This is a genomic window from Paenibacillus mobilis (assembly GCF_058267595.1).
Genome location: NZ_JBZCMS010000002.1, coordinates 1 through 16,693, shown reverse-complemented (window position 1 = coordinate 16,693; position 16,693 = coordinate 1). Strand labels below are relative to the sequence as shown.

Below are 16,693 nucleotides of genomic sequence, written 5' to 3'. Positions count from 1 at the left end.
GCCCACTCTCCAGGGATAAATTTCAACGGTTCTCCATGCAGTAAGGAAATGTTGAATTAAATGATCGAAACGTCCCTTCCGCAGTCTACTCACTCAAACCTTGCTCAGTATTTCAATAGCCTGGTCCTCATCTGACAAGAAGAATATATCGCTTCCATTGTTGCTTTCATATATAAAATCCTTCAGACTCTTGCTTGTATAGATTGAGAAATCACCAATGATGGCAATCTTGGTTTGATAGTTAACGAACTTTTGGAGAATGTCCCCGGCAAGACGTGTTTTCAATTCAAAGAACTCTTCACACACTTCAGACTTATTTAAAATAATACGATTACAATCTGCTTGATAGCTGACCGTTGCAATCAGATCCATAGCGGACTGAACATCAGTGATTAACTTTTCACTGCTAGTAACATAAGCAACTCCTACTCCATTCATGTTCATTTTCCTGATGTTCATTATCTTCCCTCTTTCTATTCTTATAACTGGACTGCTAGGCACCCTCTAAAATTCGTTTGGCCTGTACTTGGCCTGCCAGCAACAATTGATCACTGAAATTCGAATCACTGACCGCACGTGCCAGAGCAAGCGTGCCCACCATGCAGCTTACTAGCGCATAACCGGTAGAGGCATCGATTTTTGCCATATCGGTAATAAACTCCGCAAATCGCTGCAACTCACGGGTGTAGGCTTGCCGGACCTCCTCTGATAATTGGGACATCTCCCCTGACAGCGCAGGGAGTATACAGCCAATTTCCGTCTGATCCCTATGGAACGGGCTTAAATAAAAATCAATAACGGCCAGCATTTGGGGCTGGTCTGTGTTCTTGTCGGCTACCCTTTGCAGCATCTCTATCGTATCGCTAATGGCAAAATGACAGGCCTCAATCACAAGCTGCTCTTTGTTCTCAAAATGGGAGTAAAACCCCCCATGGGTCAGCCCCGCCCCTTTCATGATGTAGGGCAGGCTTATATTCCGGACTCCATGGGTACGAAATGCTTTTGCGGCGCTGGCAAGGATATGGTTTCTGACTTTGATCTTATGGCCTTCCGGATAAGGCATTGCTCTTCCTCTCCTTCATCTTTCATCTTTTATCTCTTATCTTATTGATCCCTTTGATTCCTTCTGATGAGAAGACATTCATTTTTTTTAACTCGTTCGAACCGCTTTTTAAAATATTATATTTATCATATTATCCACTGTCAATTCACTGGATTGCTTCTACCGGATGCATTCATCAACGGCATTGGAGTATTGACTCCTTCAAAATATGATGGATATAATATATTATGATCATCATATTTAAAGTCGGAGGTGTGCAAAATGAACCATTTAGAAACTGTGGATACCTTAGTGATTGGATCAGGCCCGGGAGGTTACGTGGCAGCCTTACGCTCTTCACAGCTGGGCCTGAAGACGGCTATTGTGGAGCGTGATCAGTTAGGCGGCGTATGTACGCATGTGGGCTGCATCCCTTCCAAAGCGCTGATCGCAGAAGCGGAACGTTTTACTTTGCGCAGACAATCGGGTGCTGTTTACGACGGAACTTCCTTCAAGGAGGCTCAAGCCTTTAAGCAAGCTGTCGTAAATAAACAGTCCGGAGGCGTCCGATTTTTGCTGAAAACAGCGGGTGTCGCCGTTCTGGAAGGTGAAGCAAGCTTGATCGATCCGCATACTGCCGCGATACATCACTCTTCAGGTGAGCAACAAATCGGCTTCAAACATCTGATATTGGCAACGGGCTCCCGCCCGATTGAAATAAGATCTCTTCCCTTCGGCGGGCGTATCCTGTCTTCTACTGAAGCGCTGTCCCTGCCTGAAATTCCAGAAAGTCTTGTTGTGGTTGGCGGAGGTTATATTGGAGTGGAACTGGGACAGATGTTTGCCAGGTTTGGAACAAAAGTTATAATCCTTGAGGGCGGAGAACAAGTATTGCCCGGATTCGAAGGGGAGCTTGTTGCACCTGTAGTGCGTCAGCTGAAAGAGGATGGAATAACGATCCTTACAGGAGCAACCGTCACAGGTGCCGACCCGCATGCTAACGGTATTGATCTCCATTATCTGCATCAGAATGAGCGCCGCGTTGTTCAAGCTGAATATGCGCTGATTACGGTCGGAAGAAAACCGAATACGGATGGAGCATTGGGGCTTGAACACATCGGTTTGTCCTGTACAGCCCAAGGGCTGATTGAAACCGATGAGCAATGCAGAACGTCAATTCCGCATATTTATGCCATCGGCGATATCATCAAAGGCCCTGCCCTGGCCCACAAAGCTTCCTATGAAGCGAAGATCGCAGCGGAAGCCATTGCAGGCAAGCCCTCCGTTATCGATTACAAGGCGATTCCGCTAGTTGTGTTTTCCAGCCCGGAATTAGCCAGTGTTGGACTGAGCGAAACGGCGTGCAAGCAAACATCGGTCCCCATTGTCGTTGGCAAATCTACATTTTCCATTAATGGCCGGGCGTTAGCTCTGAAGGAATCAGAAGGTTTTGTGAAGATTGTCGCCCATGCAGCGTCCGGTCTAGTATTAGGAGCACAAATCGTAGGAGCTGAAGCCTCCTCTCTTATATCCGAGCTTTCCCTGGCTATTGAATTGGGAGCCACGATAGAGGATTTGGCGATGACTATTCATCCCCACCCGACGCTCGGTGAAGTTATTAGGGAAGCCGCAGAAAATGCCAGCCTGAAGATGGAAAAGCATTTTGCTCAATAAGCATGGGGACGGATTATGCTTACCGAATCATCAGTAAAGCTCAGACGCAATTGTCGAGAGGGTTTATGGATTTTTTCAAATCCGGAATGGTTCGAGAACGATTTAAAAAGAAGGTTAACCTATGGAGAATTCAAACGGTGTATATGCCGTTACCGACCGCCTTGTTATTCGGCAATTTGGTTTTCAGGATGTGCAGCCTTTTTATCAATACCGGGCTAATCCGGCTGTTTCCCGGTTTCAATCCTGGGAGAATTATACGTATGAAGATGCTGAAGCGTTTGTTGGAAAGCAAATCGCGCATTGCCCTGATCAACCCGGCACGTGGTTTCAATACGCCATTGCTTTGGCTGATTCCAATCGGTTAATCGGGGATTGCGCCATTCATACCCTTGGATCCGAACCCCGAATCGTGGAGCTCGGATTTACTCTCGCGCCGGAATATCAAGATGTCCAAAGGCACTTGGGTGGATGAATATCAATATGCCATCCTCCAATCGGAGTGGTTCACCAAGCTTCATGATTCATCATGAAGCTTGTCCATCTTTTTTTAACAACAGCTTAATTTTGTTCTCGCCGTTTAGGTTCTGTTAATGTGAATATGCTACTATCGAAAAGGGTGAGAACAATGAACAATAGATCAGATATTAAATCGGATATTAAAATCATAATCGTCGAAGACGAACCTTCGATTGTCACGATGCTGCAAATGGTGCTGCGCCGGGAAGGGTTTCATCAACTGTACGCTGCTTCGACCTGCGCAGAAGCGCTTGACTTAGCGGAACGTGTCGTTCCCGATATCGTCCTCCTTGATATTACGCTCCCCGACGGCAGCGGACTAGAACTGTGCTCTAAACTCCGTGAATACGGAAATCCATATATTTTGTTTCTGACGGCAAAGGCTTCCGATCTCGATGTTCTTCGTGGTTTCGCCATGGGCGGGGACGATTATATGACTAAGCCCTTTAATCCTCTTGAGGTGGCAGCAAGAATTCAGGCGCGTATACGGCGACTGGAGCCGGAAGTTTCCGCAGCGGGTCCGGTGAAGCGGACTACTTCGGCGGTTTACCGGTTTGGCCGCTTCACCGTCAACGAGGCGGCGGGCGAATTGATCGTCGAGGGCAAACCCGTTCCTTGCCCTGCCCAGGTCTTCCAGCTGCTGGTCCACTTCTGCAAGCATCCTGGAATCGTATTTTCCAAAGATCAGCTCTACGACAAGGTTTGGGGGATCAACGGACAGGGAGATGACTCGACCGTGATGGTGCACATCCGGCGTATACGGGAGCGGATCGAAATTGATCCCGGCAATCCGAAGCTGCTCCTCACCGTACGCGGGCTCGGATACAAACTTGTGAAGGAGCCGCAGGAAACATGAAGATTGAACAACGCATGACCTTCCACTTCACTTATCAATTGATCATCTATTCCCTGTTAATCCTGGCCATTACTCTGATTGCCTGCATTTTCTTCTTCCAGAACTGGACGAATAATGAGATACGCCGGAATTTCCCGGCTGGCGCCCTGCAGCTGATCACGCAAGAAGCTTCCTCCAAGGACGGGACGGTTCATATTTCCTCTAAGTGGGTCAAACTCATCGAAGAAAAAGGAATGTGGCTGCAAGTTGTTGATGCCGAAGGAAAGGTCATCTACGCGATTAATACAACTCCGGATCATTCGCTGCCAGCCTCCTACTCTATCGCTCAGCTGTTAGATATTCAAGAGTCACGAACGCTTGGGAAATACGCAGTAAACACTGAGCTAAGTTTTGCTTTTAACGAGCCGCATCTGTACATACTTGGCTACCATAGTCCTTACCTCGACCAGCTCAAAAGCTGGTTTGACGTTTACGGGCAGCGGGGAATGGTACGGAACGATGCAGTTCCCCTTCTGGATCAACAGCTGCGCAAAATCGGCGGTTATCTGCAGGTGATCGACCCCGCGGGCCGTACTGCACAAACTGCCGGTGAAGAAGCAGCGGTACAAAAGTCGTATCGGCCGCTGGATATTCTGGCCATCCAGCAATCGCCTGACAACTATGAAACGAACATTGTCGCTCATCGGGACAAGCAAAGCGGCATGACCTGGGTCCTCTACACGCCCAATCCAGAAGGAGATCCTTTAAAGCATCCCGCCCTGGATACGGCAACGCGCAGTCTCGTATGGTTTGTAGGTCTAATCCTGCTCTTGGCAGTTCCTGTCTCCATTTGGCATGGCAAGCGCTACAGTCAGCCGTTGATCCTGTTTGCAGGCTGGTTTGAACGAATGGGCCGGGGGCAATACGACCAGGTACTGACTGCCAAGGACAAGCGTAAAATATTCCGCCGCAACGGGACATTACAAATTCGCTTTAGGCTCTACAAGGAAGTCATTGAATCTTTCTATCAGATGGCCCATCAATTGGCTCAAACGGAAAAGGAACGCGAAAGGCTGGAGAAAGCACAAGCGGAATGGATGTCCGGGGTTTCCCACGATCTGCGCACGCCTCTGTCCACGATTCAGGGTTATGGTTATATGCTGGAGAGCTTGCCGGAGCAGTGGAGCCATGAGGAGATGCGGATCATGGGATCAACAATCCGGGAAAAAGGGGATTATATGCTTGAGCTGATCTCCGATTTTTCTTTAATTCATCAGCTGGGGCAAGGCGATTCGATCATGGAGCTTCGGAAGATAGACTTGGTCGAATTGGTGCGCTGCTCCGTGCTGAAGTATGTCAACGATGCGACTCTGTCTGATTATCAGTTTCATTTTGCCGGGGAGAAGTCTTCCCTGCTGGTTCAGGCCGATGAAACCTGGCTGCATAGGTTAATGAATAACTTGCTATCCAATGCCGTAAAGCATAACCCGCCAGGTGTGACCGTCACGGTTTCTATCGGCATACTGAACGGCAAGGCCCGCATTCTCGTAAACGATAATGGCAAAGGAATGGACGAGGAAACGCTGCATCATTTGTTCAACCGCTACTACCGGGGAACGAATACGGAAGAATCCACGGATGGGTCCGGGCTCGGCATGAGCATTGCCAAAACCATAGTGGAAGCACACGGCGGCGAAATCCATGTGCAATCCCAGGTGCGGCAAGGCACAAAAATTGAGATCCTACTGCCCTGCTGAGCTTTTTTCCATATATACCGTTCCATGAACAACACCGCTTCCGCCCCCAATTCCATTCCTAAGGGTGCAAATGGATTGCTCGGCGCTGCGCCTCTGGGCTTACTTGTCCTATCGGGCATTGCGGGACTCCGGCTGGTTGCTACTCAGAACGCGCGTGTCAATGGCGTCGAGCCGTCCGCTCTATGGCATCAGCGGTTACTTTGTACAGTTGATGTGGCAGGTCGTGTCCCATGCCCTCAAACAGTATTAGCTCGGCGTCCGGGATGGCAGAAGCCGTGTCCTCACCACATGCCGGGACGAACAGGGGATCGTCCATCCCATGAATGACAAGCGCTGGTACTTCTATGGCCGCCAGCTGCGGACGACGGTCACCCGAGACAGCGATCGCAGCAATTTGTCGTCCGACACTGCCTGGATCGTAGGCTCGCTTGACTTCTTCCAGAATGAGTGCCCGATAAACGTCTTCTTCAAACGGATAGCCAGTGCCGGCGATGCGTTTGGCAAAAGAGAGGTTGTGCGCCAAAAATCCTGCTTCATCCTCAAATGGATTCGGCGCCGGTTTAGTCATCATCTCCATGACATCCTTGGGAGCTTGCGGAAGGTCGGGATTACCGGAACTAGACATAATCGAGGTGAGTGATAAAACCCGTTCGGGGTAGTCACTGGCGGCAATCTGAGCGATCATTCCGCCCATTGACCTGCCAACGAAATGTGCCCGGTCAATGGAAAGGGCGTCGAGCAGTCCGATAGCGTCGTTGCACATGTCATCAAGAGTGTAAGGGATGTCCGGTGGCAGCCCCGACATAAGGGCAGTCGCTATTGCGTCAAAATTCAGTGTCGGATAATGACTAAAGTGTGTTGAGCACCCCACGTCGCGATTGTCAAAGCGAATCACCCGAAAGCCGCGCGCTGCCAATCGTTCACAAAACGGAACCGTCCAGCGGATCATCTGGGTTCCAAGTCCGGCAATTAGGATCATAGCCTCGTCATTTTCGTTACCAAAACTGTCATAGGCCAAATCAACGCCGTTGACTTTCAGGATGTTCATAATCATCTCCCCCCTCTACATTCATAAGTTCTCTTCAGAGAACGCTTTGGCGGCTAATCTCTTGACATGGTTTCTGATATCAGGTGCCCAGTCTTCGATGAAGTGGTAAAAACGATCCAAGTCACCAGCATACAGTGCCCGCAGAGCTTCTTCATATTGATTGAAGTTCCCGGCCATGGCTGTCATAAAGTTATAGGTTGCTTCTTGTGACTCTCGCATTGTGCTCTGTTGTTCTCCAGTTCGGCGAGCTTCATCAATGAGCTTTCGTAAGGTTACCGACGCTCCTCCAGGTTGACTCTTGAGCCATTCCCAGTGCCGAGGCAATAATGTAACCTCACCGGATACAACCCCCAGCTTAGGTCGACCAACCCGCCGTGTGGTCTGGTGATTCTCTTCTGTACCGAATGAATCGCCAAACTGTTCTCCTAATCGTTTAAGCACATCATCTGTCTTTCCACGAAAATCAATATCTATTGGCTTCCCTGTGGAATCGTCAAATATAAGCAGTTGTGTGAGGTCTCTGTCACTCAGAGCATCCTTTACTGTAGTAACAACGTGTTGTAACGAACCGCTGGCGACGACTCTCACACCCAAAAATGCCGTGCAATAAAAGCATGTTAAGGCATTACTCATGTTGACCTCCTTTCTGCTTGTCTAGATTATACCCGGGTAAAAATAAAAAATCAATATTACCCGGGTAAAATATGTTTTCCCGTTCGTTTTGAGGGAATAAATACAAAGGACACGGCCTAAAATTTTCATCGAACACGAAAAACCTTGATTTCTCAAGGTTTTTCGAGGTTTCGTTTTCTCCTTATTGAACTGCATTTCTTTTATCTTCCAAATTTAACTGAAGTCATTATGCTGAGGCGTCAGTTCAGGACCGGTGCGACGGGTGCTGAACCATATAATTACGGTGACGAACACAAGCACCGCACAAGGCATAAGCATGATCTTTGACCCCATTCCGGCCGAACGGTCGACGGCTGTCAAATACTCGACGCGCAAGAGTATAACAAAGATGTAGGCGAGCGTATTGTTAACTGCATGGATCACAATCGAGTTCTCCAGCCCCCCTGTTCGCCAGGTTATCGTTGCAAAGGTAATACCGAGAACCAAGTAATAGAGGTTGTACCAGGGGTCGGTCGCCGAATGCACCAGGGCGAACAATACGCTTGAGACAGCGATACCGGCGATAAGTGATGCTCTCGGACCGGGAAACCAACTGGAGGCGATCCGGAAGATCAGCCCCCGAAAGGTATACTCCTCACCCGCACTTTGGAGCGGCGCCAGCAGGACGCTTACAGCGAAGATAGCCAGCAAATCGGCGACCCGGAATTCCGTGGTGTTGTACGACGAGAACCAATTGAAGAAAACCATGTAGATCGTCCAAATGGGAAGAATGATCAATACCGCACGACCGAACACAGCCAGGCGGAAGACCGAGCGTACCGAGTGCAGCGTGGCCCCCTTCACCCCGTAAAGCCAGCGCTGTATGAACATGCTCCACGGAATGAGCAGAGCAACCCCCACAAAATTACTAGCCACGTAAACCGGGGTGAAATCCTTCCCTCCGGACATGGGATTATCCCTCCCGAAGACGTGGGTATCGATTACGCCTCCGAGGATAGGGGCTAACAAGCTGAAGAAAAACAATCCGCCGATAAGCAGGATAAGAGCAAGTATGTCGCGTCCTATTCGGCGCTTGTCACTGGCAAGTACCCGATGGTACGGTACTCCTGCCGGTACAGCCCGCAGTTCGCGTTCCGTTCGTGTTTTCATATTCGAATCACCTCATTGTTTTAATAAAACATGCTTAGTTAAAAAGTCACGCGGATCATTCGGAAACATAATTGGTCTTTCTTACGGGGGCATGATGCTTATAACTCCTTTCAGCCAATGTTGATCGGGTTCCTTATTTCATCTTACTAGCGTAAATTTAACGGAACCTAAACGAATGGATAAACATCAGCTTACTTCCCTCTCTACCGTTTAGGTTCCGTTAAGGCGAGTATGGCATTGAAATTAGGGGCTATTTTTGACCGAAAAAAATGAGGCTGTCCCAAAAGTCACTTTGTGATTTTTCAGCCCCCACTGAAGTTCGATTATTAAGTAAAAATGAAAACCTCCATCCCCACTTATAATAGTGGTTTTGGAGGTTTTTTCGTTCCGATTTTGGGACTGGCTCATCAGAATGCCCCCTTTTGGGACACCCTCTGAATAGAGGTTAATATCAGCTAAACGTTTTATTTCTTTGCCTTTGCATAAACTTCATCAGTGACGGGCTCCAGCCACTCTGGCTTACCCGCAGTGATGGCAATATGCTCGAACCAACTGTCTTCTGTTGCCCCGTGCCAGTGTTTTACGCCATCGTGCGTGATAATTACCTTACCGGCCGTTAAGAACTCAGCGGGTTTTCCTTCCTCCTGGTACCAGCCTTCCCCGCCTGTTACCAATAAAATTTGAAATCCACCACGATGGATATGCCAGTTATTTCGACACCCCGGTTCAAAAGTTACATTGCTTACTCCAACATTGATTTCAGGGTCAGCGATCAGGGTTTTTAAATAACTTTGTCCCACAAAAAATGATGCAAAGGCTTCATTTTTTTCACCTGCCGGGAAAATAACGCCATGTTTGACTTCTTCATGTTTCGCCATGTTTGTTCCTCCAATATATAAATATCACTGCTTTTATTTCCCACCGAATACAGGGAAGAAGCTATGTTCTCCATAATCCTGGATGTGCTCTATATGCTTTAAAGCGTCCATGTCCGCATCGCTGATAACAAAATCAAGCTCTGCATTGATCCTCATATGACCTGGATTTGCCGTTTTGGGAATGACTGCAAGACCAAGCTGAATATCGTAACGCAGGCAAAGCTGAGCCACGGATACGCCATATTTGCCGGCAATCCCCTTAATCTCTGCATGATCAAGGACGGCGCCGTGTGCAATTGGCGAATAGGCCTCTACAAGGATATCTTTCTGTTGGCAGAATTTAATGAGCTCCTCTGGCGTATTGCTTACATGTGCCAAGATTTGGTTGACCATGGGCTTGATCTCGCAGCCTTCAAGAATATTCTCTATATCCTCCTGAAGGAAGTTAGAAAGACCGATCGCCTTTACTTTATCTGCCTTATAAGCCTCCTCCATGGCTTTCCATACCTCTTTGTTTTCCTCAAAGTAACGGTTCGCCCCGCGGAACTCCTTCCAAGGCTGAGGACTGTGGATAATCAGAAGGTCAACGTAATTCAGTCCCATTTTTGCTAAGGATTCATCAATGGACTGCATAACTGCCTCATAGCTCTTTAATTCTGCAGCCACCTTTGTCGTGATGAACAGTTTCTCTCTAGCGACACCGCAGGAACGGATGGCTTCGCCTACGCCAGCTTCATTTCCGTAAGCCTGAGCCGTATCGATATGGCGATATCCGATAGATACCGCATCCTGTACGGCCTGTACAGCCTGCCGATCATCAAGCAGCCAGGTGCCGAGACCTAATTTGGGAATTTCTATACCGTTTGATAAGTTGAAAGTTTCGTTAATCATGTTTGGTCTCCTCTCCGCACTTGAATAGGGTTAATGCCTCCTTAAGTAACGATAGGTTCTTAAAATATGCTCATTGATACGTTACCGCACATATGTATAATATAAAAGTGAACAACAGGTATTCAATAAACAAAATACGTTAATGTGGTTGCAATCGCACAAATTTTAAAAAAATGTATGAATACTACTTGGGGGCCTAGTAATGAAAACAATGTCAAAGATGGACCGCAGAGTTCAAAAATCTCAACATGCCATAAAAAATGCGTTCATAGAATTGATGTCTGAAAAAAATCTGGATCAAATTACGATCCAAGACATATCTGATCGAGCCAACGTTGGTCGTAGAACCGTTTACGATCATTACATGGACAAATTTGATTTACTGGATAAACTCATCGATGAACATATCAATGAATTAAGGAAAGTATGCGAATCAGCAACCGATTTAAGTTTTGCTGAAGGAAACCTGGCGTGGTTTAAATACTTTGAACAAAATAATCCTTTCTTTTCGACTTTATTATCAAGTAAAGGTGCCCCTGTTCTAAGACAACGTTTAACTGAATTTGTGATCGAGGAATTAAAGGAAGAAGTAGAGGTCAGCAACGGAATCAACCAAGGGCTGAGTAAGGAGTTAACCCTTAAATTTTTTGGGGCTGCCGTCGTTGAAATCGTGATAGCCTGGATCACTAAGGGATTATCTGAGCCAACTGAAGTTATTGCGGAGCAAGTAGGCATTTTATTGGATCGAAATTTCTAATTACATGATTATTTGCCTGTATGGAGCAAAAAAAGTAAAACGGCTGCGGCGAGGATCACCTCCCTGCCACAGCCGTTTTTTCCATATTAAAAACAAAACTCTATCTATCTTATTAGCCGCAAATATCCCCCGCCCTAAAGCAGCGGATTCTCGTGTTTCGCTTTCAGAATCGACCATCGCCGCTCCACTTCACGTTCAAATTCGCCGAGCATGGCTTTGTTTTCTTCCTTGAGCAGGTGTCTGGATTTTCCCATGTATTTCAGCCAGTCGCCGAGCGGCACCCGTTTGTTTTTCTCCTCCGGATTGTACGTAAGGTTCGTTTGTCCCTGCTCGACTTCATACAGCGGGAAGAAGCAGGAATTCACGGCCGCGCGGACGATGTTTTCCCCTTCTTTATCGTCGGACTTCCAGTTCAGCGGGCACGTGATCAGCAGCTTGCCGTAGACGGTGCCTACGTTTTGGGCGTACCACTGCGCTTTCGCTGCCTTTTTCACCAGATCCTGCGGGAAAGCTTCCGTCCCCGTAAAAACGTACGGAATATGCGCGGCCGCCATCATCTGCACCGTATCTTTGTGATGGAACGGTTTGCCCTGCTGCTGTTTGCCGACGCCGGACGTGCTGGTCATATGGCCTAAAGGCGTGGAATACGAAAGCTGTGCGCCGGTGTTCATGTAGCCTTCATTGTCATATTCCAGGATGATCAGGTTATGGCCCCGCAGCGCCGTCCCGATGGCCGAACCCATTCCGATGTCCATGCCGCCGTCGCCGGTCACCATCACAAAAGTGAAGTCCTCGGGCACTTCGATTTCCCCGCGCCGTTTCTTCTCGAGGAACGCCTCCACCGTGCCGGATAAGGTAGCCGGACCGTTCTGAAACAAATTATGAATGAAGCTCTGCTTATGCGAGTTGTAAGGATAACCCGTCGTCGTGATGTAAGCGCAGCCGGTATGGAATAAAGTGACGACATTGCCTTCAATCCCTTTGAAAAAGAGCTCCAGCCCCGGGAAAATCCCGCAGCCCGGACAAGCTCCATGACCCGAAGCGAATCGTTTCGGTTTGGCGGCAAGCGCCCGCATCGGCGGCACTTTCACAGCCAGCTTGTTTGTCGCCTCATCCACCTTGACGGTGATCAGGCCTGATTTAAAGCTGTCCCCATTCATAGGCGCAAGAACCGGCTGCAGCTTTTGAGCCTCAAGGCCCGGCGTTTGGCCGTAATAGTCAAACGGCACCTTGGCATAACCCAGCTCCATTGCCTCCAGCGTCAGGGCGAAAAAGGCTTCCGCGTCATCCGCGTAATAATCTTTCCCGCCAAGGCCGAAGATGCGGGAAAGTACAATCGGTTGAGGCTGCGGTCCGCGTATTTCCTGCAGGGCTGCTTTGACCTCATGCGTCAAATTGGCCCCGTTAGCGCCGTAAGAATCGGCGCGTTCACCGACCAGCACCGCCTTGACGCCCTTTAGCGCCTCGCGGATTTCCTTCGCCGGGAACGGCCGGATGATATTCGGGCTGATCACGCCCGCTTTGATCCCTTTCGCCCGCAGCCGGTCCACGACGTCTTTGGAGGATTCGGCCGCCGAATTGAGCAGGAACAAAGCCACCTCCGCGTCTTCCATGCGGTACAGATCAAGCGGCGAATAAGATCTGCCGGATAGAGCCGCGTATTCCTCCGCCACTTCCTTGAAGATTTCGCCCGCACGATAGATCGCACCTGACTGCTGGAAGTGGTTGTTCATCAAGTCTTCGCCGTTCATATAAGCGCCGACGACGATCGGGTTGTTCTCGTCCAGCACATGCGGGAATTCCGGTGCCTGCTCCCCTACGAACTGCCGGACCGTATCCCGGTCCGAAAAGATTTGCACCCGGCGTTTCTGGTGCGAGGTGAAGAAGCCGTCATAAGCTACGATGACCGGCAGGCGAACGTCTTCATGTTCGGCGATGCGCAGCGCCATGATATTCAGATCATACACGGCCTGCGGCGAACGGGCGGTCAGAATCACCCAGCCGGTGTTCAGGCCGTAGTAGAGATCGGAATGGTCGCCGCGGATGTCAAGCGGACCGCTGACGGCCCGGGTCACCAGGTTCATGACCATCGGGAACCTGGTGCCCGCCTGCACGGGAAGCTGTTCGATCATGTAAAGGAAGCCGTTTGCGCTGGTGGCGTTGAACACCCTCGCTCCGGCCGCGGCTGCGCCGTAGCAGATCCCCGCCGAGCCGTGTTCCCCGTCGGCCGGAATCAGCTTGATGTCGTGTTCGCCTCGCGTCCGCATCATGTCCAGATATTGGGCAATTTCCGTTGACGGCGTAATCGGAAAATACCCCATAATATGATAGTTGATCTGGGCAGCCGCCATGGCTGCCATTTCGTTGCCCGATTCAAAGACGGCCGTTTGGGCGGCAGGCACTTTTTGCTCCATCGGCTCTTTATTTTGCTCCGTTAAATCTTTGGTTTGTACGCTCATGACCGGACTCCTTCCGCAGTGAAATAAGGAAATGATTGCGGCACGCGATGCTGCTCCGCATAATGCGGCTCTTCCAGCATCGCGGCTAAAGCCGTTGTTGGACAAGCCTGCACACATTTCAGGCAGCCTTTGCAGTACTGGTAATCGATGCCTTTCATGAACATCTGCAGGTTGCCGCGTTTATCCGGCTTCTGTTCCCAGACGATGCAGAAGTCCGGGCATACCGTATCGCAGGCGGCGCAGTGGATACAGTCCTCCAGCTTGTATTCCGGCAAATATCCCTGCCGGGAGCCGCTAAGATCCTTTAGCACGCTGTTTGCCGTAACTCTAAGGATTCCGCCCGGCTCCTGTGTTTCAAATCCGAGGACCGGCTGCGGTCTGGAGAATGCCGCCGCGTCCATAAGCTCCGTGTTATTTCCTAACGCGAGGAACTGGACTTCATTATATCCCCGGTCAAAGGTCCGCAAATTCGGCTCGACGAGATGGGGCAGCTTTTTCTCAAACGTTTTGCGGATGACCTGCCGCATATCGTCCGGATTCAGGAAGCTGCAAATCCGGAACAAGGCGCCAAGCATCGCCGTATTGACTTTGGTCTTCTCCTCGACGGCGATTTTCAGCGCATCGATCGCGGCCAGCGTACCCTGCGTCATCTTCAAATCCGCAGCCACATCGGAAAGATCCCGTGCCGTATTCACCAGCACCGTTCCATCAGAACGCAATCCGCTTACGACCTCTATCGTCTTATACAACGCTTCATGAAATACGCCGACTACATGCGGCTGCTCAATAGGGCTGTGATCGCGGATTTCCACCTGAGGATCACAGAACCTTATGAAGCTTTTGACCGGGGATCCTTTTTTCTCCGAACCATAGCTGGAGAAATTGGAGCCGTTCAGGCCTGAGCCGGTCACCCCGGCTTCGGCCAGCATTTTTCCGGCCAGGTTGGCACCCAGCCCGCCAATGGATTCGAGACGGATCTCGTAGAATCCCAGTTCATTTTTTTGAGGCAAAATCGACACGTTCACTCCTCATTTCTTCTTGTTCTTGTAAGGTATAACTCCAGTTTAAAAGAAGAATCCGGCGGGGTTAGTGATATTTCTCACAGCCGCAGAAAATTGTGATTTCAATCACAAATGCGGGTTTGGCGGCGGGCTATACTGCCTAAATGAACAAGTGAAACCGGGAGGAGAAAAATGATGAATAACAACGCGACAGAACAAACCTTAAACCATCAGCCGTCCATGTTCTGCTTTCAATGTCAGGAAGCATCCAAAGGAACGGGCTGCACCATTGCCGGGGTATGCGGCAAACCGCATGACGTGGCGAATCTGCAGGATTTGCTCATTTATCTGCTGAAAGGGATTTCTTTTCTCAGTTTGGATATCCGGCTGCCGGAAGAACTGGAACAACGCGTATCGCTGTTTATTATGGATTCCTTGTTTGCGACCATTACAAATGCGAACTTTGACCGCGAGGTGTTTGTTGGGAAAATCCGTGAAGCCATCACGCTCCGCGGCGAGGTGCGGGCTTATTTTAACGAACAATATCCGGAAGGAACGACCCATCTCCCCGACGCGGCCGTTTGGGAAGCGGATCACGAAGCCGCTTTTGATGAAAAAGCACGCACCGTCGGTGTCCTCTCCACCCGCGACGAAGACATCCGCTCCCTGCGCGAGCTGATTACTTACGGCTTGAAGGGGATGGCAGCTTATACGTACCATGCGCTTCACCTGGAGAAGGACGACAACGAACTGAACCGGTTTATGCGCCGCGCGCTTGCGGCTACGCTTGACGACAGCCTTGAGGTGCAGGATCTGGTAGCTTTGACGATGGAAACCGGCAAATATGGCGTAAACGCCATGGCCATGCTGGACTCGGCGAACACCACTGCTTACGGAAATCCGGAGATTACAAAGGTGAATATCGGAGTTAGAAATCGTCCCGGCATTCTGATCAGCGGCCACGACCTGAAGGATTTGGAGGAGCTGCTGAAGCAGACGGAAGGAACCGGCGTGGACGTGTATACGCACAGCGAAATGCTTCCTGCCCACTATTATCCGGCCTTTAAGAAATATGAACATTTTGTAGGCAATTACGGGAATGCCTGGTGGAAGCAAAGCAGCGAATTTGAAGCCTTTAACGGACCGATTCTGATGACGACCAACTGCATTGTTCCGCCGAAGGACAGCTATAAGCACCGCATTTATACGACGGGCAACACCGGTTTTCCAGGCGTCCGCCATATTCCGGAAGGCCATATTCAAGAAGGAACAAGCGGCGCTGCCAAAGACTTCTCCGCGCTGATCGAGCAAGCCAAAGAATGTCCGGCCCCAACGGAGCTTGAAACTGGCGAGATCATCGGCGGCTTCGCTCATGCTGCCGTGATGAACGTGGCCGATCAAGTCGTAGATGCCGTAAAATCCGGTGCGATTCGCCGCTTCTTCGTCATGGCCGGCTGCGACGGGCGGATGAAATCCCGCAATTATTACACTGATTTTGCGGCTCAGCTTCCTAAGGATACGGTCATCCTGACTGCCGGGTGCGCCAAATACAAATACAATAAGCTGGATTTGGGCGAAATCGGCGGCATTCCGCGAGTGCTGGACGCGGGGCAGTGCAATGATTCCTACTCTCTGGCCGTCATTGCTTTGAAGCTGAAGGAAGTTTTCGGCCTTGAGGACATCAACGAGCTGCCGATTTCCTATAACATTGCCTGGTATGAGCAAAAAGCGGTGATCGTGCTGCTGGCCCTGCTCTACCTTGGCGTTAAAAACATTCATCTAGGCCCTACGCTCCCCGCCTTCCTGTCGCCTAACGTGGCCAAGGTGCTTGTAGAGAACTTCGGCATCGCCGGCATTACCAATGTGGAAGACGATATGAAAATGTTCCTTGGTGCTTGAACAGTCGGCTAAAATAAAAAAGAGATCCTTTGTGAACTGTACCCTTTGTCAAGGACACTTGTAAAAAAAGGGACTTGTGGTTTTAAGCCGCAGATAAAAGATGATTCCTGTACTGTACAGGAGTCATCTTTTTACGTCCCCATTGATATCTGTG

At 49.7% G+C, this 16,693-nt stretch carries 15 protein-coding genes; 6 read left to right on the top strand and 9 right to left on the bottom strand.

What is annotated here, in order from left to right; genetic code table 11:
- Positions 1-93: 93 nt before the first annotated feature.
- Both AC3ZPD_RS03245 and AC3ZPD_RS03240 read right to left on the bottom strand, forming a co-directional pair.
- Positions 94-459 (bottom strand): DUF4180 domain-containing protein, encoded by a 366-nt coding sequence (locus AC3ZPD_RS03245; protein ID WP_490982841.1) that lies wholly within the window; start codon positions 457-459, stop codon positions 94-96.
- Positions 460-493: 34 nt separating this feature from the next.
- On the bottom strand, positions 494-1,063 hold the full coding sequence (locus AC3ZPD_RS03240; protein WP_490982840.1) for a TetR/AcrR family transcriptional regulator: 570 nt from the start codon (positions 1,061-1,063) through the stop codon (positions 494-496).
- 261 nt (positions 1,064-1,324) lie between these two features.
- Between AC3ZPD_RS03240 and lpdA the strand changes: the two genes are divergently transcribed.
- From lpdA to AC3ZPD_RS03220, 4 genes are all read left to right on the top strand, one after another.
- Positions 1,325-2,716 carry a dihydrolipoyl dehydrogenase gene (gene lpdA, locus AC3ZPD_RS03235; protein ID WP_490982839.1) on the top strand — a complete coding sequence of 464 codons (1,392 nt, stop codon included), beginning with the start codon at positions 1,325-1,327 and terminating at the stop codon, positions 2,714-2,716.
- Positions 2,717-2,837: 121 nt separating this feature from the next.
- A complete protein-coding gene (locus AC3ZPD_RS03230) occupies positions 2,838-3,188 on the top strand; it encodes a GNAT family N-acetyltransferase (RefSeq protein WP_490982838.1) in 351 nt (116 codons plus the stop codon).
- Positions 3,189-3,341: 153 nt separating this feature from the next.
- The gene (locus tag AC3ZPD_RS03225) at positions 3,342-4,088 is read left to right on the top strand and encodes a response regulator transcription factor (RefSeq protein WP_490982837.1); all 747 of its coding nucleotides are present in this window, start codon (positions 3,342-3,344) and stop codon (positions 4,086-4,088) included.
- Complete coding sequence (locus AC3ZPD_RS03220; protein WP_490982836.1) at positions 4,085-5,824, top strand: HAMP domain-containing sensor histidine kinase; 1,740 nt, start codon at positions 4,085-4,087, stop codon at positions 5,822-5,824. The genes AC3ZPD_RS03225 and AC3ZPD_RS03220 overlap by 4 nt, the downstream gene beginning before the upstream one ends.
- A 157-nt stretch (positions 5,825-5,981) precedes the next feature.
- Here AC3ZPD_RS03220 and AC3ZPD_RS03215 read toward each other — a convergent pair whose 3' ends face one another.
- The 5 genes from AC3ZPD_RS03215 to AC3ZPD_RS03195 all read right to left on the bottom strand — a co-directional run bounded on the left by AC3ZPD_RS03215 (position 5,982) and on the right by AC3ZPD_RS03195 (position 10,423).
- The gene (locus AC3ZPD_RS03215) at positions 5,982-6,872 is read right to left on the bottom strand and encodes an alpha/beta fold hydrolase (RefSeq protein ID WP_490982835.1); all 891 of its coding nucleotides are present in this window, start codon (positions 6,870-6,872) and stop codon (positions 5,982-5,984) included.
- Positions 6,873-6,893: 21 nt separating this feature from the next.
- Positions 6,894-7,505 (bottom strand): DUF2239 family protein, encoded by a 612-nt coding sequence (locus AC3ZPD_RS03210; RefSeq protein ID WP_490982834.1) that lies wholly within the window; start codon positions 7,503-7,505, stop codon positions 6,894-6,896.
- Positions 7,506-7,718: 213 nt separating this feature from the next.
- On the bottom strand, positions 7,719-8,654 hold the full coding sequence (locus tag AC3ZPD_RS03205) for a CPBP family intramembrane glutamic endopeptidase (RefSeq protein ID WP_490982833.1): 936 nt from the start codon (positions 8,652-8,654) through the stop codon (positions 7,719-7,721).
- A 464-nt stretch (positions 8,655-9,118) separates the two neighbouring features.
- Complete coding sequence (locus tag AC3ZPD_RS03200; protein WP_490982832.1) at positions 9,119-9,532, bottom strand: cupin domain-containing protein; 414 nt, start codon at positions 9,530-9,532, stop codon at positions 9,119-9,121.
- A 33-nt stretch (positions 9,533-9,565) separates the two neighbouring features.
- Positions 9,566-10,423: an aldo/keto reductase gene (locus AC3ZPD_RS03195; protein WP_490982831.1), complete on the bottom strand. Its 858-nt coding sequence runs from the start codon at positions 10,421-10,423 to the stop codon at positions 9,566-9,568.
- 211 nt (positions 10,424-10,634) lie between these two features.
- On the opposite strand from AC3ZPD_RS03195, the gene AC3ZPD_RS03190 reads away from it, so the two are divergent.
- Positions 10,635-11,180: a TetR/AcrR family transcriptional regulator gene (locus AC3ZPD_RS03190; protein ID WP_490983418.1), complete on the top strand. Its 546-nt coding sequence runs from the start codon at positions 10,635-10,637 to the stop codon at positions 11,178-11,180.
- Between the two features lie 134 nt (positions 11,181-11,314).
- Here the strand turns inward: AC3ZPD_RS03190 and AC3ZPD_RS03185 are convergent, their stop codons facing one another.
- Both AC3ZPD_RS03185 and AC3ZPD_RS03180 read right to left on the bottom strand, forming a co-directional pair.
- A complete protein-coding gene (locus tag AC3ZPD_RS03185) occupies positions 11,315-13,594 on the bottom strand; it encodes a thiamine pyrophosphate-dependent enzyme (RefSeq protein ID WP_490983417.1) in 2,280 nt (759 codons plus the stop codon).
- A gap of 41 nt (positions 13,595-13,635) precedes the next feature.
- Entirely contained in the window at positions 13,636-14,658 is a 1,023-nt protein-coding gene (locus AC3ZPD_RS03180) for a 2-oxoacid:acceptor oxidoreductase family protein (protein WP_490983416.1), read from the bottom strand.
- A 177-nt stretch (positions 14,659-14,835) separates the two neighbouring features.
- On the opposite strand from AC3ZPD_RS03180, the gene hcp reads away from it, so the two are divergent.
- Complete coding sequence (hcp, locus tag AC3ZPD_RS03175; RefSeq protein ID WP_490983415.1) at positions 14,836-16,539, top strand: hydroxylamine reductase; 1,704 nt, start codon at positions 14,836-14,838, stop codon at positions 16,537-16,539.
- Positions 16,540-16,693: the final 154 nt, after the last annotated feature.